16 protein-coding genes and 2 tRNA genes are annotated in these 22,806 nt (G+C 66.4%); 10 read left to right on the forward strand and 8 right to left on the reverse strand.

All coding sequences use genetic code 11. The features are described from left to right. The first annotated feature begins 15 nt into the window (after positions 1 to 15). Genes ACFFJ6_RS20105 through ACFFJ6_RS20115 form a run of 3 tightly spaced genes read left to right on the forward strand, consistent with a single transcriptional unit; the run spans position 16 to position 6,985 of the window. Entirely contained in the window at positions 16 to 3,141 is a 3,126-nt protein-coding gene (locus tag ACFFJ6_RS20105; protein WP_378391126.1) for an efflux RND transporter permease subunit, read from the forward strand. Next, the gene (locus ACFFJ6_RS20110) at positions 3,141 to 6,248 is read left to right on the forward strand and encodes an efflux RND transporter permease subunit (RefSeq protein WP_378391128.1); all 3,108 of its coding nucleotides are present in this window, start codon (positions 3,141 to 3,143) and stop codon (positions 6,246 to 6,248) included. The genes ACFFJ6_RS20105 and ACFFJ6_RS20110 overlap by 1 nt, the downstream gene beginning before the upstream one ends. Positions 6,249 to 6,253: 5 nt before the next feature. Continuing rightward, on the forward strand, positions 6,254 to 6,985 hold the full coding sequence (locus ACFFJ6_RS20115; protein ID WP_378391130.1) for a tRNA-uridine aminocarboxypropyltransferase: 732 nt from the start codon (positions 6,254 to 6,256) through the stop codon (positions 6,983 to 6,985). Between the two features lie 54 nt (positions 6,986 to 7,039). On the opposite strand, the gene ACFFJ6_RS20120 is transcribed toward ACFFJ6_RS20115, so the two are convergent. The 4 genes from ACFFJ6_RS20120 to ACFFJ6_RS20135 form a co-directional block, all read right to left on the reverse strand. Beyond that, a complete protein-coding gene (locus ACFFJ6_RS20120) occupies positions 7,040 to 8,038 on the reverse strand; it encodes a L,D-transpeptidase family protein (protein WP_378391132.1) in 999 nt (332 codons plus the stop codon). 204 nt (positions 8,039 to 8,242) lie between these two features. Next, positions 8,243 to 8,316: transfer RNA gene (locus ACFFJ6_RS20125), tRNA-Cys, on the reverse strand. Positions 8,317 to 8,397: 81 nt separating this feature from the next. Continuing rightward, positions 8,398 to 8,571, reverse strand: coding sequence for a hypothetical protein (locus ACFFJ6_RS20130; RefSeq protein WP_378391134.1), 174 nt, complete (start codon positions 8,569 to 8,571; stop codon positions 8,398 to 8,400). 257 nt (positions 8,572 to 8,828) lie between these two features. Then, positions 8,829 to 9,326 carry a hypothetical protein gene (locus ACFFJ6_RS20135; protein WP_378391136.1) on the reverse strand — a complete coding sequence of 166 codons (498 nt, stop codon included), beginning with the start codon at positions 9,324 to 9,326 and terminating at the stop codon, positions 8,829 to 8,831. A 675-nt stretch (positions 9,327 to 10,001) separates the two neighbouring features. Between ACFFJ6_RS20135 and ACFFJ6_RS20140 the strand changes: the two genes are divergently transcribed. Then, complete coding sequence (locus ACFFJ6_RS20140) at positions 10,002 to 10,976, forward strand: thermonuclease family protein (RefSeq protein ID WP_378391138.1); 975 nt, start codon at positions 10,002 to 10,004, stop codon at positions 10,974 to 10,976. 185 nt (positions 10,977 to 11,161) lie between these two features. On the opposite strand, the gene ACFFJ6_RS20145 is transcribed toward ACFFJ6_RS20140, so the two are convergent. Beyond that, positions 11,162 to 11,236 (reverse strand) — tRNA-Asn (locus tag ACFFJ6_RS20145). 255 nt (positions 11,237 to 11,491) lie between these two features. Between ACFFJ6_RS20145 and ACFFJ6_RS20150 the strand changes: the two genes are divergently transcribed. From ACFFJ6_RS20150 to ACFFJ6_RS20165, 4 genes are all read left to right on the forward strand, one after another. After that, on the forward strand, positions 11,492 to 12,157 hold the full coding sequence (locus ACFFJ6_RS20150) for a protein-L-isoaspartate O-methyltransferase family protein (RefSeq protein ID WP_378391140.1): 666 nt from the start codon (positions 11,492 to 11,494) through the stop codon (positions 12,155 to 12,157). Positions 12,158 to 12,445: 288 nt separating this feature from the next. After that, positions 12,446 to 13,828, forward strand: a complete 1,383-nt coding sequence (locus ACFFJ6_RS20155) for a TolC family outer membrane protein (protein ID WP_378392227.1) — start codon at positions 12,446 to 12,448, stop codon at positions 13,826 to 13,828. A gap of 295 nt (positions 13,829 to 14,123) precedes the next feature. Beyond that, positions 14,124 to 14,915 (forward strand): PopZ family protein, encoded by a 792-nt coding sequence (locus ACFFJ6_RS20160; protein WP_378391142.1) that lies wholly within the window; start codon positions 14,124 to 14,126, stop codon positions 14,913 to 14,915. A gap of 201 nt (positions 14,916 to 15,116) precedes the next feature. After that, positions 15,117 to 17,987, forward strand: coding sequence for a valine--tRNA ligase (locus ACFFJ6_RS20165; RefSeq protein WP_378391144.1), 2,871 nt, complete (start codon positions 15,117 to 15,119; stop codon positions 17,985 to 17,987). Positions 17,988 to 18,171: 184 nt separating this feature from the next. Here ACFFJ6_RS20165 and ACFFJ6_RS20170 read toward each other — a convergent pair whose 3' ends face one another. After that, positions 18,172 to 18,789: a DNA-3-methyladenine glycosylase gene (locus ACFFJ6_RS20170; RefSeq protein WP_378391146.1), complete on the reverse strand. Its 618-nt coding sequence runs from the start codon at positions 18,787 to 18,789 to the stop codon at positions 18,172 to 18,174. 154 nt (positions 18,790 to 18,943) lie between these two features. Between ACFFJ6_RS20170 and lipA the strand changes: the two genes are divergently transcribed. Both lipA and ACFFJ6_RS20180 read left to right on the forward strand, forming a co-directional pair. Further along, positions 18,944 to 19,903 (forward strand): lipoyl synthase, encoded by a 960-nt coding sequence (gene lipA / locus ACFFJ6_RS20175; protein ID WP_378391151.1) that lies wholly within the window; start codon positions 18,944 to 18,946, stop codon positions 19,901 to 19,903. Positions 19,904 to 19,913: 10 nt separating this feature from the next. Beyond that, positions 19,914 to 20,387, forward strand: a complete 474-nt coding sequence (locus ACFFJ6_RS20180; protein ID WP_378391153.1) for a type II toxin-antitoxin system RatA family toxin — start codon at positions 19,914 to 19,916, stop codon at positions 20,385 to 20,387. 455 nt (positions 20,388 to 20,842) lie between these two features. Here ACFFJ6_RS20180 and ACFFJ6_RS20185 read toward each other — a convergent pair whose 3' ends face one another. Further along, positions 20,843 to 21,466, reverse strand: coding sequence for a CinA family protein (locus ACFFJ6_RS20185; protein ID WP_378391155.1), 624 nt, complete (start codon positions 21,464 to 21,466; stop codon positions 20,843 to 20,845). 1 nt (position 21,467) lies between these two features. Then, positions 21,468 to 22,664, reverse strand: a complete 1,197-nt coding sequence (locus tag ACFFJ6_RS20190) for a bifunctional 2-C-methyl-D-erythritol 4-phosphate cytidylyltransferase/2-C-methyl-D-erythritol 2,4-cyclodiphosphate synthase (protein WP_378391157.1) — start codon at positions 22,662 to 22,664, stop codon at positions 21,468 to 21,470. Positions 22,665 to 22,806: the final 142 nt, after the last annotated feature.

Below are 22,806 nucleotides of genomic sequence, written 5' to 3' on the forward strand. Positions count from 1 at the left end.
CATGAGGTTGCATCCATGAGCGTGTCCGAGCCGTTTATCCGGCGCCCGATCGCGACCTCGCTGCTCGGCGTGGCGCTGCTGATCGGCGGCCTGCTCGGCTATCTGTCGCTGCCGGTGTCGGCGCTGCCGCAGGTCGATTTTCCGACCGTGCAGGTGACGACGCAACTGCCGGGCGCGAGCCCCGACGTGGTCGCCTCGCTGATCACCGCGCCGCTGGAGCGGCAGCTCGGCCAGATCCCGTCGCTGACCTCGATGAATTCGACCTCGTCGTTCGGCGTCAGCCAGGTCCAGCTGCAGTTCGACCTCAACCGCGACATCGACGGCGCCACACAGGACGTGCAGGCGGCGATCAACGCCGCTGCCGGCATCCTGCCGAAGAATCTGCCGTACCCGCCGGTCTACGCCAAGGTGAACCCCGCCGACGCGGCGGTGATGACGCTGGCGCTGACCTCGAGCACGGTGTCGCTGCGCGGCATGAGCGACGTCGCCGACACCATCCTGGCGCAGCGGCTCGCGCAGATCACCGGCGTCGGCCGCGTCTCGGTGCTGGGCGGACTGAAGCCGGCGGTGCGGGTGCAGGCCGATCTGGCCCGGCTCGCCGCCTACGGCATTTCGATGGAGGATCTGCGCACGGCGATCGCCGGCGCCAACGTGTCCGGCCCCAAGGGCTCGCTCGACGGCGCGCAGCAGGCCTACACGATCGCGGCCAACGACCAGATTGCGGCGGCCGACGCGTACAAGCCGATCATCGTCGCCTATCGGAACGGCTCGCCGGTCACGATCGGGGACATCGCTCATATCATCGACGGGCTGGAGAACAAGCTCACCGGCGCCTGGTATCAGGGCGAACCGGCGGTGATCCTCGACATCCAGCGCCAGCCCGGCGCCAACGTCATCGAGGTGGTGCGCGGCATCCGGGCCGAAATTCCAAAACTGCAGCGCGTGGTGCCGGCCGGGATCAAGCTGACCGTCGTCAGCGACCGGACCGAAACGATCCGGGCCTCCGTCAACGACGTTCAGTTCACGCTGCTGCTCAGCGTCGGGCTGGTGACGCTGGTGGTGCTGTTGTTCCTGCGCTCGATGCGGGCGACGATCATCGCCGGCGTGGCGCTGCCGCTGTCGCTGATCACCAGCTTCGGCGTGATGTATTTCGCCGGCTTCAGCCTCGACAACCTGTCGCTGATGGCGCTGACGATCGGCACCGGCTTCGTCGTCGACGATGCCATCGTGATGATCGAGAACATCGTCCGCCACATGGAGGAGGGCGAGAGCCCGATGCAGGCGGCGCTGTCCGGCGCCAAGGAAATCGGCTTCACGGTGATCTCGCTGACGATGTCGCTGATCGCGGTGTTCATCCCGCTGCTGTTCATGTCCGGCCTGGTCGGACGGATGTTCCGCGAATTCGCGCTGACGCTGACGATCGCGGTCGTCACGTCGGCGATCGTGTCGCTGACGCTGACGCCGATGATGTGCTCGCGGCTGCTCAAGCACGCCCACGAGGAACGGCAGATCCCCGGCCTCGCCGCCATCACCCGCTGGATCGACCGCGGCGCCGAGGCCTATCACCGCAGCCTGCTGTGGGTGCTGAAGCATCAGCCGGCGACGCTGGTGGTGACATTCCTGACCATCGTGGCGACGCTGGTGCTGTACGCCGTGGCCCCGAAAGGCTTCCTGCCGCTGCAGGATACGGCCTCGATCACCGCGGTGACACAGGCCGGACAGGACGTCTCCTTCGCCGAGATGCAGGCGCGGCAGACCGAGGCGGCCAACGCCATCAAGGCCGATCCCGACGTCGTCGGCGTGGTGTCGGTGGTCGGCGCCGGCTCGGTCAATCCGACGCCGAATGTCGGCCGGCTGGTCATGACGCTGAAGCCGCGCGGCCAGCGCAAGGCGGACGTCGGCGAGGTGATCGAGCGGCTGAAGCAGCGGGTGGCGGCGATCCCCGGCATGACCGTGTACTTCCAGGCGGTGCAGGACGTCCAGATTTCGACCCAGTCGAGCCGCTCGCAATATCAGTACACGCTGACCGCGACCGACTCGGCGCTGCTGTCGGAATGGGCCGCCAAGCTCGTCGCCGAGCTGCGCAACGATCCGCTGTTCCGGGATGTCTCGTCGGAGGCCCAGGAGGGCGGGCTGCGGGCCGCGCTCGACATCAACCGGCAGCGCGCCGGCCAACTCGGCGTCAGCATCCAGGCGATCAACGATACGCTCAACGACGCCTTCGCGCAGCGGCAGATCTCGACGATCTACGGCCAGGCCAACCAGTACCGCGTGGTGCTGGAGGCGATGCCGATCTACCAGAGGGATCCGTCGATCCTGTCCAAGCTCTACGTGCCCGGCACCAACGACGCTCAGGTGCCGATCTCGGCGGTGGCCGAGCTGAAGCGGACCACGGCGCCGCTGTCGATCTCGCACCAGGCGCAATTCCCCTCGGTCGCGCTCAGCTTCAACCTCGCGCGCGATGCGTCGCTGGGCGAGGCGGTGAGCGAGATCAAGGTGATTGAAGAGCGCATCGGGATGCCCGGCAGCATCGCCGGCGTGTTCTACGGCGATGCCGCGGAGTTCTCGAAGTCGCTCGCCGGCCAGCCCTGGCTGATCCTCGCCGCGCTGGTGACGATCTATATCGTGCTCGGCGTCTTGTACGAGAGCTTCATCCACCCGATCACCATCCTGTCGACGCTGCCATCCGCCGGCGTCGGTGCCATTCTGGCGCTGATGCTGTTCGGGCAGGACCTGTCGGTGATCGGACTGATCGGCATCATCCTGCTGATGGGCATCGTCAAGAAGAACGCCATCATGATGATCGACTTCGCGCTCGAGGCCGAGCGCAAGGAGGGCATGTCGTCCTACGACGCGATCGTGCAGGCCTGTCTGCTGCGCTTCCGTCCGATCATGATGACGACATTGGCGGCGCTGTTCGGCGCGCTGCCGCTCGCGGTCGAAAGCGGCACTGGCTCCGAGCTGCGGTTTCCGCTCGGCATCTCGATCATCGGCGGCCTGCTGCTCAGCCAGTTGCTGACGCTGTACACCACGCCGGTGATCTATCTGGCGCTCGACCGCTTCAACCGCCGGTTCGAGCGCGCGGTGCCGCCGGCCACTCCGTCGCCGCCGCTGGCCGGCGCGGCGGGGGAGGCGCCGTAATGGCCTCGATGTCCGAGCCGTTCATCCGGCGGCCGGTCGGCACCACGCTGCTGGCGATCGGGCTGTTCCTGCTCGGCGTCGTCGCCTACGCCTTCCTGCCCGTGGCGTCGGTGCCCAACGTGGACTTCCCGATGGTGATGGTGTCGGCGTCGCGCCCCGGCGCTGCGCCGTCGGTGATGGCCGCGACCGTCGCCGCGCCGCTGGAGCGGCGGCTCGGCGAAATCGCCGGCCTGTCGCAGATCACCTCGACCAGCTCGCTCGGCACCACGCGCATCCAGCTTCAGTTTTCGCTCGGCCGCAGCCTCGACAAGGCGGCGCGCGACGTCCAGGCGGCGATCAATGCGGCGGTCAGCGATCTGCCGACCGATCTGCCGACGCTGCCGACCTTCCGCAAGTTCAACTCCGCGGCGGCGCCGGTGTACATCCTGGCGATGACGTCGAAGACGATGCCGGCGAGTGCGCTGTACGACGTCGCCGACACCGTGCTGGCGCAGCGGATTTCGCAGGTGCCGGGCGTCGGCGATGTCACCGTTTCGGGCGCCGATCAGCCGGCCGTGCGCATCGCGCTCAATCCGGTGGCCTTGTCGAATGCCGGGATCGCGACCGACGACGTCCGCAACGCCATCATCAACGCCAACCCGCTCGGGCCCGTCGGCATGTTCGACGGCGGCCGGCAGAGCGAGACGATCTCGACCAACCGGCAGATGCGGACCGCGGCGGAATTCCGCGACATCATCATCAAGAGCACGTCCGGCAACTCGCTGCGGCTGTCCGATGTCGCCACGGTCTCGGATGCCACCCGCAATCGTCGCCAGATCGCCTGGTACAACAAGCAGCCGGCGGTGCTGATCCAGATCACCAAGCAGGGCGACGCCAACGTCATCGAGACGGTCGACCGGGTGAAGGCACTGCTGCCCGAACTGAAGAAGTGGATTCCAGCCTCGGTCGACATTTCGGTCGTGACCGACCGCACCGGCACGATCCGCGCCAGCGTCGACGACATGCTGTGGACGCTGCTCGCCACCGCCGTGCTGGTGATGGTGGTGGTGCTGACGTTCCTGCGGCGGCTGACGCCGACGATCGCGGCGGGCATCTCGGTGCCGCTGGCGCTCGCCGGCACCTGCGCGGGGATGTGGCTGGTCGGGTTCTCGATCAACAATCTGTCGCTGATGGCGCTCGCGATCGCGGTCGGCTTCGTCGTCGACGATGCGATCGTGATGATCGAGAACATGTATCGCAATCTCGAACACGGCATGGAGCCGATGCGTGCCGCGATCGAAGGCGCCAGGCAGATCGGCTTCACCGTGCTGTCGATCAGCCTGTCGCTGGTCGCGGCGTTCGCGCCGCTGATCTTCATGGACGGCATCGTCGGCCGGCTGCTGCGCGAATTCTCGCTGACGCTGACCTTCGCGATCGCGGTCTCGACCGTGGTGTCACTGACGGTCACCCCGATGATCTGCGCGCATTTCATCAAGCCCGAGACAGCGCCGCGTCAGCCGCGCTGGTACGACCGCGTCGTCGAGGGCACGCTTAGCCGGATCGTCCATTTCTACGCCTGGACGCTGCGCGCGGTGCTGGGTTTTCCCGGGCTGACGATGCTGGTGTTTCTCGCCACCATCGCGCTTACGGTGACGCACTATATAAAGGTGCCGAAGGGCTATTTTCCGATCGACGATTCCGGCTTCGTGATCGGCGCGACGCGCGCGTCGGCCGACGTTTCGTTCCAGTCCATGCGCAAGATGCAGGAGCAGCTCGCCGACATCGTGATGGCCGATCCGGCGGTGGCCGGCGTCGGCTCGGTGCTGGGCGGCGGCGGCGGCCCGGGCGGCGGCGGCTCCAACCGCGGCACGATGTTCATCAACCTCAAGCCGCCGGCCGAGCGCGGGGAGCTCTCCACCCAGCAGGTGATCGACCGGCTGCGCCGCAATCTCAGCCAGGTCGCTGGCATCCGGCTGTTCATGTTCGCCGCGCAGGATCTCCGCGCCGGCGGGCGGCAGAGCGACTCCGACTATCAGTACACGATCTCCAGCACCGACCTCGACCTCCTGCAGAAATGGGCGCCGATCGTCGCCAAGCGGATGCAGACCGTCGAGGGCATCACCGACATTTCCAGCGACCGCGACGATGGCGGGCTCGAACTGACGCTGACGATCGATCGCAACATGGCGTCCCGGCTCGGCGTCGCCGTGCAGGATATCGACAACGCGCTCAACAACGCGTTTTCGCAAAGGCAGATCGGGACGATCTACACCCAGCGCAATCAGTATCAGGTAGTGCTGGAGATCGACCCCAAATTCCAGAACGATCCGACCGACCTCGAGCGTATCTTCGTCGCCGGCGACAACGGCGCGCAGGTGCCGCTGTCGGCGGTGGTGCACGCCAAGCGCGGACTGTCGCCGCTCGCGGTGTTCCACTCGCAGTCGATCCCGTCGACAACCGTCTCGTTCAATCTGTTGCCGGACGTGCCGCTGCAGGTCGCGACCGCCAATATCCAGCGCGCGGTCGACGAACTGCACATGCCGGAGGGCATCCGCGGCTCGTTCGACGGCAATGCAGGCGATTTCAGCGCGACCTCGAGCAAGCAGCCGCTGCTGATCCTGGCGGCGCTGATTGCGATGTACATCGTGCTCGGCGTGCTCTACGAGAGCCTGGCGCACCCGCTGACCATCATTTCGACGCTGCCTTCGGCGGGGCTCGGCGCGTTGCTCGCGCTGCAGGTCACCGGAACGCAACTGACGGTGATCGCATTCGTCGGCATCATCATGCTGATCGGCATCGTCAAAAAGAACGGAATCATGATGGTGGACTTTGCGCTGGAGGCCGAACGCGTGCGCGGCATGTCGTCCGCCGACGCGATCTACGAGGCCTGCATCGTCCGCTTCCGGCCGATCCTGATGACCACGATGGCGGCGCTGTTCGCCGCGATCCCGCTGGTCGTGGCGGTCGGGCCGGGGACCGAACTGCGCCGGCCACTCGGCATCACCATCATCGGCGGGCTGTTCGTATCGCAGATCCTGACGCTCTATACGACGCCGGTGATCTATCTGTTGATCGACCGGATGCGGCGGCGGCGCGGGCCTGCGCCGGTCGCGATGCCGGCGGAGTAAACGCGATGGCGATCGATCCCGTGTCCGATGCGGCGCCGCTCGGCGAAGTGATTCCGGAATGCACCCGCTGCGGCAAGGCACTGCCGCTGTGCATCTGCGACAGCATCGAGCCGCTCAAGAGCCGCATCCAGCTCCTGATCCTGCAGCATCCGCAGGAGCAGGATCGGGCGCTCGGCACCGCGCGGCTGACCGCGCTGCATTTCAAGGATGCGGTGGTCAAGGTCGGCCTGTCGTGGCCGAGCCTGTCCAAGGCGCTCGGTCACCCGGTGCACGATCCGTCGCGCTGGGCCGTGCTGTATCTCGGCTCGGCCCGGGCCGCGGAGCTGTTGCAAGGCCGCGAGATCGTGGCGATCGACCGCAAGGGCGAGGCCGAACCTCACCAGGATGCGATCCTGCGCGACATCGAAGGCGTGATCCTGCTCGACGGCACCTGGAGCCAGGCCAAGGCACTGTGGTGGCGCAACGCGTGGATGCTGAAATGCCAGCGCGTGATCCTCGATCCGGCGGCGCCGTCGCGCTACGGCAAGCTGCGCAAGGAGCCGCGTCGCGATGGCCTGTCGACGCTCGAGGCCGCGGCCATGTTGCTCGGCCGGCTGCAGAAGCGCCCCGACATCGAGACCACGCTGCTGGCCGCCTTCGACCGCATGCTGGCGCGCTTCCGCGAGGTGCAGGCCGAACTGCCGGAGTTGGCGCCCAAGCCAAAGAAGAAGGATTGGCGGCGGAAGAAGCGGGGGTAGGGCGCGGGGCCCTCGCTGCCATCGGACTTGATCCGACGCTCTCCTGGCAGCGCGTCAGCGCGGTGCGTCGATGAAGTCGACCGGCGTGCCCTTGCCGACCAGCCCGGCGATGCGCTGCGCGTCCCAGTTGGTCAGGCGCACGCAGCCATGCGATTCGGCCTTGGACACGCGATCCGGCTCCGGCGTGCCGTGGATGCCGTAGCCTTCCGCTGACAGGCCGATCCACATGTTGCCGACCGGATTGTTCGGGCCCGGCTTTATCTCGAACCGCTTGCGCGATTTGACGCCCTTGAATTTGTAATCCGGATTGTAGCCGTAGGTCGGATTGGGGCTGACCTCGGTCACCTTCAGCGTGCCGCTCGGCGAGGGTTTTTCCTCGCTGCCGACCGTGGCCGGATAGAACGCGATCAGTTGATTGTTGTCGCCGAACGCCTTCACCGTCTGCCGCGTCTTGTCGACCTCGATCCGCTGCGCTTTCATCGTCTCGGCGGCAGCGGGCGCGGTGTCGACGACGGTGATCATCTCGCCGGCCCGCTTGAAGCGCTGTCCGGGATTCAGCGTCGCCAGCAGCTGCTTGCTCATGTGGAATTTCTCGGCGAGCGCCTCCTGCACGCTGGTGTAGCCGAGCTGCTTCAGCCCCTTCATCTCTTCCATCTTCGCCGGCAGCTTTTTCAGGAACGGGCCGTCGACGTCCTTCGCCGTCAGCTTGTACTGCGTCAGCACCGGCCGGGAATCGGCGGTCAGCTTGGCCCACAACTCATCGGAGACGGTGTCGCTACCCGGCAATTGCTGCGCTTCGGCATAAGCCTGCAGGGCCTTCTTGGCGTTTTCGCCGAGTCGGCCGTCGATCTCGCCCGGCGAGAAATGGGCGCGATCGAGCAGCACCTGAAGGCGAACGCCGAGCGGACTCGGGTCTTCCCCGGCGATCTTGGTGCCGTCCGGTTTGGCGGCGGCGATGGCGTCCGGCGTGAGCTTGGCGGCGGCGGAGGCGGCGGTGGCAAGGCAGCTGAAAACCAAGACCGCGCCCAGGCGCAATCCAAAAGCGAACGTCATGCAGGCCAAACCTCTCCGTGCCATCCCGGCAGCGGTTCTCAACCCGAAGGTGCGCGGTCTGTTCCGTGGGAGGTGAACGCGGGTAACGAGCCGACAGCGGCAGCGCGACGCCCAATGGCCCGGCGCGTGCGGACGCGACTCAGGGGCGACGTCCGGTTGTTCGATGGTCTGCAGTGGGGGAAAGACGCGGATCGCGGGGATGGTTGGAGGCCACGACCAGAATTGAACTGGTGTACACGGTTTTGCAGACCGTTGCGTAACCACTCCGCCACGTGGCCCCAACGGGCGAACTTCTATAGGCGATCAATCGGTGAGGCAACAGGCTTTGGCCGCCCGACGGTCTGAACCGGCGACCCCGATCAGGAGGCGTGCCAGCCCGACGGGAAGGGAATCAGCGGCCACTCGATCTGATTGTCGTTAGCGGCGCGGCGCATCGACAGCATCTGGGCTGGCTGCCGCCGATTGTCCTGGACGCCTTCGGCGCAGGCCAGGCTGACTTCGACGAGCAGACGGTTGTATTCGGCTTCACTCATGAAACGGCTCCCTGTCGAGCCGCACTGTGCCGAACACCGTTTGGTTTGAGGTTGAGCCGATCGTTCGAATTTTATCGATCGCCGACTTTCTGAGCCGCCACTTGAGGCATTGTGGCTCAGTCGGTCGATCGTCAGGGTTGATCGTTCGTTAAGTCTGCCGCTGCTGTCCACCGGGCAGCAAAAAGCCGCCCCGTGGGGGGCGGCTCTCGCGGACCGGTCACCAATACGCAACGCGCGACCGGCCGGATCGATATGGCTTACTGGCAGAGATGCATCAGGCCGTCTTCGCCGCGGAACGTGGTGCCCGGCTGGCAGACGAAGCCGTTGCGCTGCGCGTACGACTGCTGATTCCATCCATACGGCTGCTGGTTCCAGCCATAGGGCTCATTCCAGCCGTACTGGGCGTCGTAACCGGCGCGCAGCGGCGCGGTGGCGATGGCGCCCGCGGCGCCGATCGCGCCACCGACGACACCGGCGGCCACGTCGGCCGGCCAGAACGCGGCGTTGCTGTCGCGCCAGCCGGTGTTGCCCCACTGGTCGCGATCGGTGTAGCGGGCCTGGCTGTCGTAACGGCAGTTCGGGTCCATCTGCGAGCAGACCGTTTGGTTCTTCATGTGCTTGACGCGCTGCTGCGCGGACGCCGGGGCGGCGGCGGACAGGGCGACGGTGGCCGCAACGGCGGCAAGTGCGATGCTACGGATCATCGGATGATTTCTCCTTGTTGAGATCTCGCGAAGCGCGAATTCGATGACCACGAAACGTGGTCCAAGAAGAGTTGTTCCGGCGTTGCACATCGCTGTATCACAGCGGCGTGAGGGATGTAGTTGCAGCCCATCGGTGTCTGCAACGTTGGCGAGACAAATCGAATCGATATGGATCGATCGAACGACACTTGCGGGCGCGGTCAAAGAAAAGGCCGCCTCGCAGCGGCCTTGAGTCATCGGAAGCTGTGGGAGATCGGCCAATTGCAGCGCCTGCTACCATCAGCCGAGTCCCATGACGATGTTGGTGCTGACCCGCTGACAATTCGCTGACACGCGGACTACGCACGTGATGCCGCGAATGAATTGCGGCACGCGGAGTCGGGACGTAGCAGCCGCCGTCGATCGGCCGTTGTGAACATGCTCTCGCGTGATGCTGCGAGCCAAGCCGATCACGGCGTGGAGCCGATGCTGTCATCGGACGGATCGATGCGCCGTTTCGAACCAGCTCGGGTTCCTTCGCAACCCGCTGGACAACCGGCGTATGAGCATCGATCGCGGCACGAAAAAGCCGCGATAGTCCGGCAGGGCAGTTCCAATTCGGCAAAGCCAAGGCGGCCGCTGCGCAATCGCGATCCGGGACTCTCCGATTTTTCGGGGTGTGTGCTACAGGGCCGCCGTGGAGAATTGGATCTGATGCGACGTCTGTGGATTTTGGCGAGCTGCGCTATGGCTGCGCTGGCTTGTCTCGCGAGCGGCCCGGTCGAGGCCGGCGGCTGGGATACCGTGCATCGATACGTGCGCAAGACCGGCAAATGCAGCGTCGGTACTGAAGTCCTTGCGTCGATGTATTCGATCGGAACACGGACGGCCAGCGGCGAGCCGCTCACCCGTGACGGCTTGACCGCGGCGTCGCACGATTATCCGCTCGGGACCACCGTTCTGGTCACCAATCCGTCCAACGGTCGCACCTGCGGCATTCGCGTCAACGACCGTGGCCCCTATGGCAAGTCTCGGCAGGTGGGCGTGAAGATCGACTTCGCGATGGGCGCAGCGCGGTGCCTCGGCATGCACAGCACTCAATACGTTTGCCTCGGTGGCCAGGAGATCGAAGTTGTCGGCGTTCCGCAGATCATCGATGGCGACACGATCGAGATCAGCGGCGCGAAGATTCGGCTTAAGGGCATCGACGCACCTGAAGTCGAGCAGCTTTGCTTTGACGCGAAGGGCGACCGCTGGAGCTGCGGCCTGGCCGCGCGCGACGAGCTCGCCCGCCGGTTTGGCGACAAACCATGGACCTGCAAGGTTGCGGGGTCCGACGAAGATGGCAGGTCGCTGGGGACCTGTGTGGTCGAATCGGAGAGCGTGCAGGAGTGGATGACGGGCTCCGGCTGGGCTCTGGCCGTCACGCGCGCGGCGCCCGGCTATGAGAAGCCGGAAGCGGTCGCTCGGCAGGCGCAGTCCGGGCTTTGGGCCGGCGCATTCATCCCGCCGTGGGATTGGCGCAGCCGGACCCGTGAGACGACGATTCTCGGGGCCGTCATCGTGCCGAACGAAGCCCGGGAGATCCTGCTCGGACCGGCGCAGGTCGCCGAGGCTCCTGCACCGGCATGCGGTCCCAAAGGCCGTGCCGACCGTCGCGGCAAATGTCGTGTCTCGGCCCTGCCGAAATCACGGTCGCCGGGCTCGGTGAAGCAGCCCTGATCGCAAGGGCGCTTGAGGTCTGCGGCCAACGATCTGTTTGAGATTAGCGGACCCGCCGGTCGATGTTGCGGACCATGAAACGAGCGAGGTGTCAGCCGTTGGCACACAACTTCGCGCCGTCACCGGCCGAGAACGCTTGCTGTGATGGAGATCGCAGGGGCCGGTGGTAACGGCCGAAAATGAAATGGCTCCCCGGGCCGGATTCGAACCAGCGACCAACCGGTTAACAGCCGGTTGCTCTACCACTGAGCTACCAGGGAACGAGCCGAAGCAAGCTTCGCGGGCTGCGTATAACAAAGCCGTCCGGGCTTGGAAAGCAGAAATCCACGGTTCGTGAATGTCCTGCGACAGCTTTGTTGGTCCGCGGCCGCGACCGCTTCGTGGCGCTGATGTAGCGATCTCGAGCCGCTTGGGGAAGGGGGCAGGAACGCGTTCTCCCCGGTTTCGCATGATGTTGCCTTTTCCACCGCGTTGCATCATGGATGGCTCCGGCTTCACTCCACCAGGGAACACCGATGTCGGATTTCGCGCGCGCTCGCCTGAATATGGTCGACAATCAAATTCGGCCTCACAGCGTGACCGATTGGCGAATCATCGACGCGATGCGGCTGGTTCCGCGCGAGGTGTTCGTGGACGAGGCGCAGCAGTCGCTGGCCTATCTGGACCAGGACATCGACCTCGACGGCAAGGGCGAATTCCGCCACGTCATTCTCAATCCGACGGTGACGGCGCGCATGCTGCAGGAAGCCGACATCGCGCACGGCAACCGCGTGCTGATCGTTGGCGGCTCGACAGGCTATATGGCGGCGCTCGCGGCCAAGCTCGGCGCCTCCGTCGTCACCACGACCGACGATTCGGCAGTGGCGGAGTGGGCGCGTGCCACGCTCGGCGCGCTCGGGCTCGGTGACATCGCGGTTCGGGTGGCTGACAACACCGATGGCGCCCCGACCGACGGCCCGTTCGACGTCATCGTGCTCAACGGCGCGACCGAGATCGAGCCGACGAAGCTTTACGAGCAGCTCAAGATGGGCGGCCGCCTCGTCGGCGTGTTCGCGACCAGCCGGCCGCAGCGGGCTACCGTGGTGACGCGCTCGCCCGGCGATTTCGGGGCGCGTATCCTGTTCGATACCTCGGTCCCGTTGCTGCCCGGCTTGCAGCGGGCGCCTGCCTTCGTATTCTAGCGCCGCAGGCTCGCGGCCCGACCTAGATGAAACTGCCGCTCCGGTCCCGCCGGAGCCGGCGGAAAGTTGCGCGCTGACGCCGTTTTCCTGTTTCATATCAGAAGTGTGGCTTATTCGCCCCAACTCCCAAGTTTCGTTCATACAGCGTTAGCCAGAGGTTCCTTCGCTGAACGCCGTGTCATATGGTGAGCAGGGACTCACGTCGGCCCTCGGCCTCGCGTGGTATTGCGCGGGCCGTCGAGTCGTGCGGTCAAGTGAAACGCAGATTGGATCGCCAGTATGAATCGGATGAAGCGCATCACCGGCCTTGCCACCGCCGGCTTCGTTCTGGCGTGTCTCGGCCCGGTTCCGGTGCTGGCCGATACGATCGAAGCGGCGCTGATCCGCGCCTATAAAACCAACCCGCAACTCAACGCGCAGCGCGCTTCGGTGCGCTCGACCGACGAGTCGGTGCCGCAGGCGCTGTCGGGCTATCGCCCGAAGGTGTCGGTCACCGCGAGCGGCGGTTATCAATACACCGACGTCAATTCCGTCGTCGCGGGCAACAACGTCCATCTGAGCGGCAGCAACTATCCGCGCGCTATCGGCGTGACCGCGACCCAGACGCTGTTCAACGGCAACCAGACCGCCAACCGCACCCGCGCCGCCGAGAGCCAGGTGTCGTCGGCGCGCGAAGGCCTGCGCGTGCTGGAACAGTCGGTGCTGCTTTCGGCCGCGACGATCTACATGGACTATCTGCGCGACTCCGCCACCGTCGAGGTGCAGAAGTCCAACGTCCGCGTGCTCGAACAGACGCTGAAGCAGACCAACGACCGCTTCAACGTCGGCGAAGTGACGCGCACTGACGTCGCCCAGTCGCAGGCGCAGCTTGCCGCCGGCAACACCCAGCTGCTGACCGCCGAATCGAACCTCACCACCACCCGCGCGAACTATCGCCGCATCATCGGCAGCGAGCCGACCGGGCTGGCGCCGGGCTCGCCGGTCGATCGCTTCCTGCCCTCGACGCTGGCGCAGGCGGTCGAGCTCGGCCTGACCGAGAATCCGAACGTCACCGCGGCGATGTTCGGCATCGATGTCAGCTTCCTCAACGTCAAGATCAATGAAGGTGCGCTGTTCCCGACCGTGACGCTGCAGGCGAACGCCCAGCAGGGCTACGAGCAGTCGATCACCACGCCGAAGCAGTTCACCGCCTCGGCCTTGGCCCAGGTCTCGATCCCGATCTACCAGGGCGGCGCCGAATATTCGCTGATCCGCCAGTCGAAGGAATCGCTGGCGCAGCAGCGCCTCAACCTCGAACAGGTGCGCGATCAGACCCGCGCCACCATCGTGCAGGCCTGGGGGCAGTTGCAGGCCGGTCGTGCGCAGGTCGCCTCGGCGCAGGCCCAGGTCAAGGCCTCCGAGATCGCGCTGAACGGCGTGCGCGAAGAGGCGCGCGCCGGGCAGCGGACCACCCTCGACGTGTTGAATGCGCAGCAGGCCCTGGTAAATGCCCGAGTGTCGCTGGTGACCGCGCAGCACGACCGCGTGGTCGCGTCCTATTCGGTGCTCAGCGCCATCGGCCGGCTCGCGCCGCAGGTGCTCGGCCTGAAGACCGACGTCTACGATCCGAGCGTTCACTATCAGCAGGTCCGCGACTCCTGGATCGGCGTGCGTACGCCGGACGGTCGCTGATCTCTCGCGCCGGCAGCCTCTGAACACGCGGATCTGCCGGCGATTACTTGCAATCAGTTTGATGCGTACCGTAGCGTAACGCGGATGACGATGGCGATTCGGTTCGCTATTGCTGTCTGCGCGCGGCGTTGCGCTTTGCGATGCGCCGGATTGCGCCCGTCCAACACGCCGTACTTCTGCTGGGGACAAGTCCGGCTTGGTCGGTGAAAGTCGGGGCGCTTCGATCCGGAACCGGGCCATCCTGCAGAGCTTTGGTGTACAACGCCGATAAGGGCGTGATGATGTGGAGTCGGAGATGACGCAGCCTGCCAGGGCCCAAGAGCCTTCGATGGAGGAGATTCTCGCGTCGATTCGCCGTATCATCGCGGATGATGAAGCCAAGCCCGCGGCGGCTCCGGCCAAGCCGGTTGCCGCTGTCGCTCCGAAGCCCGAGCCGCCCAAGCCGGCTCCCCAGCCGAGCAAGCCCGCGGCCATGACCCCACCGCCCGCACCGAGCCCGCCGCCGCAAGCTGCCGCGCCGAAACCCGCAGCGCCGCCGAAGCCGGCGCCCGCGCCGCCGCCGCCAGCTGCCGAGAGCAACAGCCAGGACGATATCGACGCGCTGCTGGCCGGCCTCGACGCGGCGACCGTCGAGGAAGAGGTTCGGCCGCCGCAGCCGGATGGCGACGTGCTGGAACTGACCGACGAGATGGCGCTGCCGGAGCCTGAGCCGGCCCCGGCTCCTGCGCCGACCCCGCTGCCGCATGCCGCATTCCAGAAGCCGATCGAGGACGATCTGGAGTTCGCCGAGGCGCCCAAGCCTCGCGCGCCCGAGCCGCGCGCTCCGGAACCGCCGCGATTGCCGCCGCAGGCCTCTTGGTCGGAGGAGCCGCAGGCGCCGATCATGTCCCACGCGACGATGTCGGCCGTCGAATCCGCATTCAATTCGCTGGCCAATACGGTGCTCAGCAACAACGCCCGCACCCTCGAAGACCTGGTCAAGGAGATGCTGCGGCCGATGCTGAAATCCTGGCTCGACGACAATCTGCCGACCCTGGTCGAGCGGATCGTGCGCCAGGAGATCGAGCGAGTCTCCCGCGGCCGCTAGGCGAGGGGGGGCCCGCCGCCCGCCCGGCCACCTTATCGTCGACCGATGCGACTGACCTGCGCGGCCGACTTGCCGGTTTGCCTTGCCCCGTCTGCATTGCCCGCTTGACTTGCGCCGTTGACTTGCGGCGCTCCGGAAGGTTTCTAGCCGCTACCAGATGCGCGTCCGCCGCCGGCACGCGCCATTTTTGATTGCATGGTCATGATCGAGAAAACCTACCAGCCCGCCGAGATCGAAGGCCGCATCGCGCGCGCCTGGGACGAAGCCGACGCCTTCAAGGCCGGCCGCCCCGACCGCCGCAACGCCGAACCCTATTCGATCGTGATCCCGCCGCCGAACGTCACCGGCTCGCTGCACATGGGTCACGCGCTCAACAACACGCTGCAGGACATCCTGTGCCGGTTCGAGCGGATGCGCGGACGCGACGTGCTGTGGCAGCCTGGCACCGACCATGCCGGCATCGCCACCCAGATGGTGGTCGAGCGTCAGCTGATGGAGCGTCAGGAGCCCGGCCGCCGCGACATGGGCCGCGCCAAATTCCTCGAGCGGGTCTGGCAGTGGAAGGCCGAGAGCGGCGGCGTCATCGTCAACCAGCTCAAGCGCCTCGGCGCGTCGTGCGACTGGTCGCGCGAGCGCTTCACCATGGACGAGGGCCTGTCGCGCGCCGTCGTCAAGGTGTTCGTCGAACTGCACCGCCAGGGCCTGATCTACAAGGACAAGCGGCTGGTCAATTGGGACCCGAAGCTGCTGACCGCGATCTCCGATCTCGAAGTGCAGCAGATCGAGGTCAAGGGTAACCTCTGGCACCTGCGCTATCCGATCGAGGGCAAGAGCTTCGATCCGGCCGATCCGTCGACCTTCATCGTCGTCGCCACGACGCGGCCCGAGACGATGCTGGGCGACACCGCGGTCGCGGTGAACCCGGAGGACGAGCGCTACACCCATCTGGTCGGCAAGCACGTCATCCTGCCGCTGGTCGGCCGGCGAATTCCGATCGTCGCCGACGACTATTCCGATCCCGAGAAGGGCTCCGGCGCGGTGAAGATCACCCCGGCGCACGACTTCAACGACTTCGAGGTCGGCAAGCGTCATCACCTGCCGCAGATCAATGTGCTCGACATCGAGGGCCGGATCTCGATCGCCGACAACAGCGCCTATCTCGAAGGCCTGCCGGAAGGCTCCCGCGAATTCGCCGAGGAGATGCACGGCACCGACCGCTTCGCCGCGCGAAAAATCATCGTGCAGCGGCTCGACGATTTCGGCTTCCTGGAGAAGATCGAGCCCAACGTCCACATGGTGCCGCACGGCGACCGTTCGGGCGTGGTGATCGAGCCGTTCCTGACCGACCAGTGGTACGTCGACGCCAAGACCATGGCGCAGCCGGCGATCGCTGCGGTGCGCTCGGGCGCGACGACGTTTGTGCCGAAGAACTGGGAGAAGACCTACTTCGAGTGGATGGAGAACATCCAGCCGTGGTGCATCTCGCGCCAGCTGTGGTGGGGCCATCAGATCCCGGCCTGGTACGGACCGGACGGCAAGGTGTTCGTCGCCGAGACCGAGGAAGAGGCGATCGGCAAAGCGCTCGGCTACTATGTCGAGCAGGAAGTGCTGACGCCCGAGCAGGCGCACGACATGGCGGAAGATCCCGTCAAGCGCGAGGGCTTCATCACGCGTGATGAAGACGTGCTCGACACCTGGTTCTCGTCGGCGCTGTGGCCGTTCTCGACGCTCGGCTGGCCGGATGAAGCGCCGGAGATCGCGCGCTACTATCCGACCAATGTGCTCGTCACCGGCTTCGACATCATCTTCTTCTGGGTCGCCCGGATGATGATGATGGGCCTGCACTTCATGGACGACGTGCCGTTCCCGACCGTCTACATCCACGCCCTCGTCCGCGACGAGAAGGGCGCCAAGATGTCGAAGTCGAAGGGCAACGTCATCGATCCTTTGAACCTGATCGATCAGTACGGTGCCGACGCGCTGCGCTTCACGCTGGCGGCGATGGCGGCGCAGGGCCGCGACATCAAGCTCGCCTCATCCCGCGTCGAAGGCTATCGCAACTTCGCCACCAAGCTGTGGAACGCCTGCCGCTTCGCCGAGATGAACGGCTGCGCGGCGCCTGCCGGTTTCGACTACACTTCGGCCAAGGAAACACTGAACCGCTGGATCGCGCACGAGACGGTGCGGGCGACGCGCGAGGTCACCGAGGCGATCGAGACCTATCGGTTCAACGACGCGGCGGGCTCGGCCTATCGCTTCGTCTGGAACGTGTATTGCGACTGGTATCTCGAACTCGCCAAGCCGGTGCTGATGGGCGAGGAGAGTGCAGCCAAGGCCGAGACCCGCGCCATGGTGGCGTGGGCCCGCGACGAGATCCTCAAGCTGCTGCATCCGTTCATGCCGTTCATCACCGAGGAGCTGTGGGCCGTCACCGCGACGCGCGACAACCTGCTGGTGCTGGCGCCGTGGTCGCGCAAGGCGGGGATCACCGAGGAGCAGCTCGCGGTGATGACCGCGTCGGCGGCGAGCGATCCGATGGTCGCGCCGGCGCTGCTCAACATCCCGACCGAACAGCCGGACTTCACCGACGATGCGGCCGAGGCCGAGATCGGCTGGGTGGTCGATCTCGTCACCGCGATCCGCTCGGTGCGCGCCGAGATGAACATCGCGCCGTCGACGCTGACGCCGCTGGTGCTGGCCGGCGTGCCGGCCGAGACGCACGTTCGCGCCGAGCGCTGGAGCGACGTCATCAAGCGGCTCGCGCGCGTGGGCGAGATCTCCTTCGCCGACGCCGCGCCGCAAGGCGCCGTGCAGCTGCTGGTCCGCGGCGACGTCGCGGCGCTGCCGCTCAAGGGCGTGATCGACTTCGCGGTTGAGCAGGCGCGGCTGGAGAAGGAGCTCGGCAAGGCCGAGGACGACATCAAGCGGGCCGAGGCCAAGCTGGCGAACGAAAAGTTCGTCGCCAACGCCGCCGAAGAGGTGGTCGAGGAAGAGCGCGAAAAGCGCGAAGCCGCGCTGGCCCGCAAGATGAAGATCCTCGAAGCGCTGCTGCGGATCAAGAACGCGAGCTGAGCGCGGCTCGGCGTTTCTCAGGCCTCGCCCAATTAACAAACGTCACCCTCCGCGAAAGCGGAGGGCCCAGTATCGCAGAGCGTTCATTGGAGCAATCAGCGCTCTGGGATACTGGGTCGCCCGCTTTCGCGGGCGATGACGCCGTGAGTGTGGGAACGCCGCGCTCAATCTTCCTGCTCAGTCTTCATCGCGGAAACGGCTTGCTCAAGAATTTTGACCCTCTCAGCCCGAACCGCCACGGATAGTCCGCCGCTTTGGTGATGCCGATGCGCGGGCCGGTGACGATGTCCGGTTCGGCGCGGCGACGGTGGATCGCGAATGGCGCGAGGTCGAGCGGCAGACCGTTGGCGGCGATGGTGATGCCGAGGGCGTGGGTCAGCTTACCGGGGCCGGAACAGAGCAGGCGCGCGTCGTCGAGGCCGCGACGGGCGCGCATCGCATCCACCCCGTGCGTCGGCTCCAATGCGCGGATCAGCACGGCGCTGGCCGATCCCTCAGCCTCGCAGACGACGTTGACGCACCAATGGATGCCGTAGGAGCGATACACATAGGCAAAGCCGGGTGGGCCGAACATCACCGCGTTGCGCGGCGTCTGGCCGCCATAGGAATGCGCCGCCGGGTCGGTGTGGTGATAGGCCTCGACCTCCACGATCACCCCGCCGACGCCCTCGAACAACAGCGTCGCCCCGATGAGCTCCGGCGCGACGGCGTGGACGCTGCGGGCGAAGAAGCGCCGAGTCAGCAGCGGGCCGAGACGGGCGGCTGCCGGGTCGGGCGCGGCGGGAACGCGGGGGCGGGCCATGATGCTGGGATTCAAGCGTTCGGTGGAGCGCGCAAGCGCCGGGATTGCCGAGAATTCGAGCATTATTCCAAGGGATAAGCGCCGGCAAGCGGCCCGGGTTGCGGGACGCGGGTTGCCGGATTAGGTAGGGTTCTCGCATTCAATCGGGGCCAGCATGGTCGTTCTCGTCGATACAGTGTCCGCCAATCCTGTCCGTCCCCGGCATCCGGAGAAGGCGGCGCGGCCGGATGCGCTGTCGCCGAAGAAGCCGGACTGGATCCGCGTCCGCGCCCCGACCACCCGCGGCTACGGCGAGACGCGTAGCATCGTCAAGGAAAATGGCCTCGTCACGGTGTGCGAGGAGGCCGGCTGCCCGAACATCGGCGAGTGCTGGGACAAGAAGCACGCCACCTTCATGATCATGGGGGACACCTGCACCCGGGCCTGCGCGTTCTGCAACGTCAAGACCGGCATGCCGGGCGCGCTGGATGCCAACGAGCCCGCTTACGTCGCCGAGGCGACCCGCAAGCTCGGCCTGCAGCATCTGGTCATCACCTCGGTCGATCGCGACGATCTCGCCGACGGCGGCGCGGCGCATTTCGCCGCCACGATCCGCGCGGTGCGCGAAGCCTGCCCGACCACGACCATCGAAATCCTGACGCCGGACTTTTTGCGCAAGGACGGCGCGCTCGAAGTGGTCGTGGCCGCCAAGCCCGACGTGTTCAACCACAATCTCGAAACCGTGCCGTCGCGCTATCTGTCGGTGCGGCCGGGCGCGCGCTATTTCCACTCGATCCGGCTGCTGCAGCGGGTCAAGGAACTCGACCCGACCATTTTTACCAAGTCCGGCATCATGGTCGGGCTCGGCGAGGAGCGCCACGAGGTGCTGCAGGTGATGGACGATCTGCGCTCCGCCGACGTCGATTTCCTGACCATCGGCCAGTATCTGCAGCCGACCCGCAAGCATCATGCGGTGATGCGCTATGTCACGCCCGACGAATTCGCCGGCTATCAGACGACCGCCTATGCCAAGGGCTTCCTGATGGTGTCGGCGTCGCCGATGACGCGCTCGTCGCATCATGCCGGCGAGGACTTCGCGAAGCTGAAGGCGGCCCGCGCCGCGCTGGCGCGCTGAGTCCGCGACGATGCCGCAGTTTTCCAGCAAGCGCCGCGTGCCGCACAGCGCCCAGCAGATGTTCGACCTCGTCGCCGACGTCGAGCGCTATCCGCAATTCGTGCCGCTGTGCAAGGCGCTGAAGATCCGCGAGCGCACGCCGCAGCCGGACGGCACCGAAGTCGTGATCGCCGACATGACGGTGTCGTTCAAGCTGGTGCAGGAGACCTTCACCAGCCGCGTCACGCTCGACCGCGCCAACATGAAAATTCTCGTCGAGTATTTGCGGGGCCCGTTCTCCAATTTGGAGAACCGTTGGACCTTCGTGCCGAAGACGGAGCGCGCCTGCGAGGTCGGCTTCTTCCTCGCTTACGAATTCAAGAGCCGGATGCTGGCGACGCTGATGGGCGCGATGTTCGACACCGCCTTCCACCGCTTCGCCGCCGCCTTCGAAACCCGCGCCGATCAGGTCTACGGCGGCGCGCCGAAGCTGTCGCGGGCGTAGCTGGCTTCTCGCCGTCGCCATCCCCGCCGTTCCTTCCGCCGTCATTGCGAGCGCAGCGAAGCAATCCAGCCCCGTGCTCGGCGCTGGATTGCTTCGTCGCTACGCTCCTCGCAATGACGGTGAAGTAATAAGTTACGTATCAACGCCGTCATGCCCGGGCTTGCCCCGGGCATCCACGTTTTGGGCCTCGCCGCGTGGCAAGACGTGGATGGCCGGGACAAGCCCGGCCATGACGAGAAAAAGCGGACGTAGGGTATGGCGTCGGATGGGGACTAATTAGTCCTGCTCCTCACTCCGCGGCCATCGCCCGGCTTGACCGGGCGACCCAGTATTCCAGAGCGGCTGCGGCAAGCAACAAGCGCTCTGGGATACCGGGCCCTCCGCTTTCGCGGAGGGGGACGGCGGTGGTGGGACGTTCCGTGCGCCTGATCTTGCTGCCACGAGTAGCTTCGTCGCTAAGTCTTCTTTGGCTTCACCGCACGCTTCGGCGCCACCCGTTTGACGGCGGCGGCGCGGCGGGGGGTGCGGGCGACGCGTTTGTGGACGCCGGTCGCGGGGGCGGGCTTGGCCTTCGTCGGCGGCTTCGGGCCGCGGGCCAGCTCCAGCAGCATCCGCAGCGCTTCGACCACCGAGCGCTGACGCACGTTGCTGCGGCCGATCGCGCCGAAGCGGTGCTCGCGGTGCGTGATACGGCCGTCGCGGGCGGCGACGGCGAAGTGCACGAGTCCGACAGGTTTGTTCGGCGTCGCGCCGCCGGGGCCGGCGATGCCGGTGATCGACACCGCGAGGTCGACGTCGGCTTCTTCCAGCGCGCCGACCGCCATGGCGATCGCTGTCTCCTTGCTGACCGCGCCGAACGTGTTCAGCGTCGCGGTCTCGACGCCCAGCAGATCGTGCTTGGCAGCGTTGGAGTAGGTCACGAAGCCGCGGTCGATGACGTCGGACGAGCCGGGGATATCGGTGAGGGCGCCGGCGACGAGGCCGCCGGTGCAGGATTCAGCCGTCGCGATCATCAGCTTGCGCGAACGGCACAGGTCGAGCAACGCGCGGGCGAGGGTGCGGGCGTTGCTGCTGCTCATCTCAGCCGGCCAGTCCGTCGGCGCCCCAGGGCAGCCGGATAGTGGCGCTGGCGGTGGCGGCGATGCCTTCCTCGCGGCCGGTGAAGCCGAGCCGCTCGCTGGTGGTTGCCTTCACGGCGATCCGCGACACCGGCAGGCCGGTGATCTCGGCGATGCGCTGGCGCATCGGATCGCGTAGCGGGCCGATCTTGGGGCGCTCGCAGATCATCGTCACTTCGAGATTGGCGATGCGGCCGCCGCGCGCGGCGACACGGTCGACCGCGTACTTCAAGAACTTGTCGGAGGCCGCGCCCTTCCACTGCGGATCGGTCGGCGGGAAGTGCGAGCCGATGTCGCCATCGGCCAGCGCGCCGAGGATCGCGTCGACCAAAGCATGCAGGCCGACATCGCCGTCGGAATGCGCCAGGAAGCCGCGATTATGCGGCACCTTCAAGCCGCACAGCCAGACGTGGTCGCCGTCGCCGAAGGCGTGGACGTCGTAGCCGGTGCCGGTGCGGATATCACCGAGCAGCGCCGTGAGACGGCTCTCTTCGCGCGCAAAATCGTCCGGCGTGGTCAATTTCATGTTGGCAGCATCGCCTTCGAAAGTCGCAACCGTCAATCCCGCCCATTCGGCGATCGCGGCGTCGTCGGTGAAATCATCGCGGCCATCGCGCGCGGCGCGGCGGTGCGCGTCGAGAATGACGTCGTAGCGGAAGGCCTGCGGCGTCTGGGCGATTCGCAACGTGGCGCGATCGGGAGTCGCTTCGACTTCGCCGGCGGCGTTGATCTGCTTCACCGTGTCGTTGATTGCGACGACCGGCAGCGCCGCGCCGGTCTGGCCGGCAGCCACGATCGCGCGCGAGATCAGCCCGGGCGTGACAAAGGGACGCGCCGCATCGTGGATCAGCACGATGTCCGGAGCGAGCTGGGCGAGGGCCTCCAGCCCGGCGCGAACCGACGCCTGCCGGGTCGCCCCACCGCCGACCGCGGGGCGGAAGCTGAGGCCGGCGACGGCCTCGTTAAACAGCGCGGTGTCGTCGGGATTGGTCACCGGCTGCACCGCGCAGATCTCCGGATGGCTGCAGAACGGCTCGAGAGACCGCGCAATGACGGGCCGTCCAGCGAGCGTTCGGTACTGTTTTGGGCCGCCAGCGCCTGCGCGCAGGCCGCGGCCGGCGGCAACGATGATGGCGGCGGTACGGGGAGGAGTCGGCATTGGTCTCTGGGTCAGCTTCTTGGCAGGCGGTGAAACTCAGTGAGGTGCGGGCCAGCCCTTAGCATGACCAGAAGTGGATTCAGCATGTTTCGCGGTTCTACCGCTGGGCATAATGCTGCAACGCACTTGCATGTCTGGTATA

Origin of the sequence: Rhodopseudomonas telluris (assembly GCF_042432815.1) — a bacterium.
Taxonomy (GTDB): domain Bacteria; phylum Pseudomonadota; class Alphaproteobacteria; order Rhizobiales; family Xanthobacteraceae; genus Rhodopseudomonas; species Rhodopseudomonas telluris.

Bases quoted from the DNA above. Each gene is read 5' to 3' on its own strand.
- lipA (WP_378391151.1), top strand. From the start codon at position 18,944: ATGGTCGTTCTCGTCGATACAGTGTCCGCCAATCCTGTCCGTCCCCGG.
- ACFFJ6_RS20190 (WP_378391157.1), bottom strand. From the start codon at position 22,664: ATGCCGACTCCTCCCCGTACCGCCGCCATCATCGTTGCCGCCGGCCGC.
- ACFFJ6_RS20170 (WP_378391146.1), bottom strand. From the start codon at position 18,789: ATGGCCCGCCCCCGCGTTCCCGCCGCGCCCGACCCGGCAGCCGCCCGT.
- ACFFJ6_RS20165 (WP_378391144.1), top strand. From the start codon at position 15,117: ATGATCGAGAAAACCTACCAGCCCGCCGAGATCGAAGGCCGCATCGCG.
- ACFFJ6_RS20150 (WP_378391140.1), top strand. From the start codon at position 11,492: ATGTCGGATTTCGCGCGCGCTCGCCTGAATATGGTCGACAATCAAATT.
- ACFFJ6_RS20105 (WP_378391126.1), top strand. From the start codon at position 16: ATGAGCGTGTCCGAGCCGTTTATCCGGCGCCCGATCGCGACCTCGCTG.
- ACFFJ6_RS20115 (WP_378391130.1), top strand. From the start codon at position 6,254: ATGGCGATCGATCCCGTGTCCGATGCGGCGCCGCTCGGCGAAGTGATT.
- ACFFJ6_RS20140 (WP_378391138.1), top strand. From the start codon at position 10,002: ATGGCTGCGCTGGCTTGTCTCGCGAGCGGCCCGGTCGAGGCCGGCGGC.
- ACFFJ6_RS20180 (WP_378391153.1), top strand. From the start codon at position 19,914: ATGCCGCAGTTTTCCAGCAAGCGCCGCGTGCCGCACAGCGCCCAGCAG.
- ACFFJ6_RS20130 (WP_378391134.1), bottom strand. From the start codon at position 8,571: ATGAGTGAAGCCGAATACAACCGTCTGCTCGTCGAAGTCAGCCTGGCC.
- ACFFJ6_RS20110 (WP_378391128.1), top strand. From the start codon at position 3,141: ATGGCCTCGATGTCCGAGCCGTTCATCCGGCGGCCGGTCGGCACCACG.
- ACFFJ6_RS20155 (WP_378392227.1), top strand. From the start codon at position 12,446: ATGAAGCGCATCACCGGCCTTGCCACCGCCGGCTTCGTTCTGGCGTGT.
- ACFFJ6_RS20185 (WP_378391155.1), bottom strand. From the start codon at position 21,466: ATGAGCAGCAGCAACGCCCGCACCCTCGCCCGCGCGTTGCTCGACCTG.
- ACFFJ6_RS20160 (WP_378391142.1), top strand. From the start codon at position 14,124: ATGACGCAGCCTGCCAGGGCCCAAGAGCCTTCGATGGAGGAGATTCTC.
- ACFFJ6_RS20120 (WP_378391132.1), bottom strand. From the start codon at position 8,038: ATGACGTTCGCTTTTGGATTGCGCCTGGGCGCGGTCTTGGTTTTCAGC.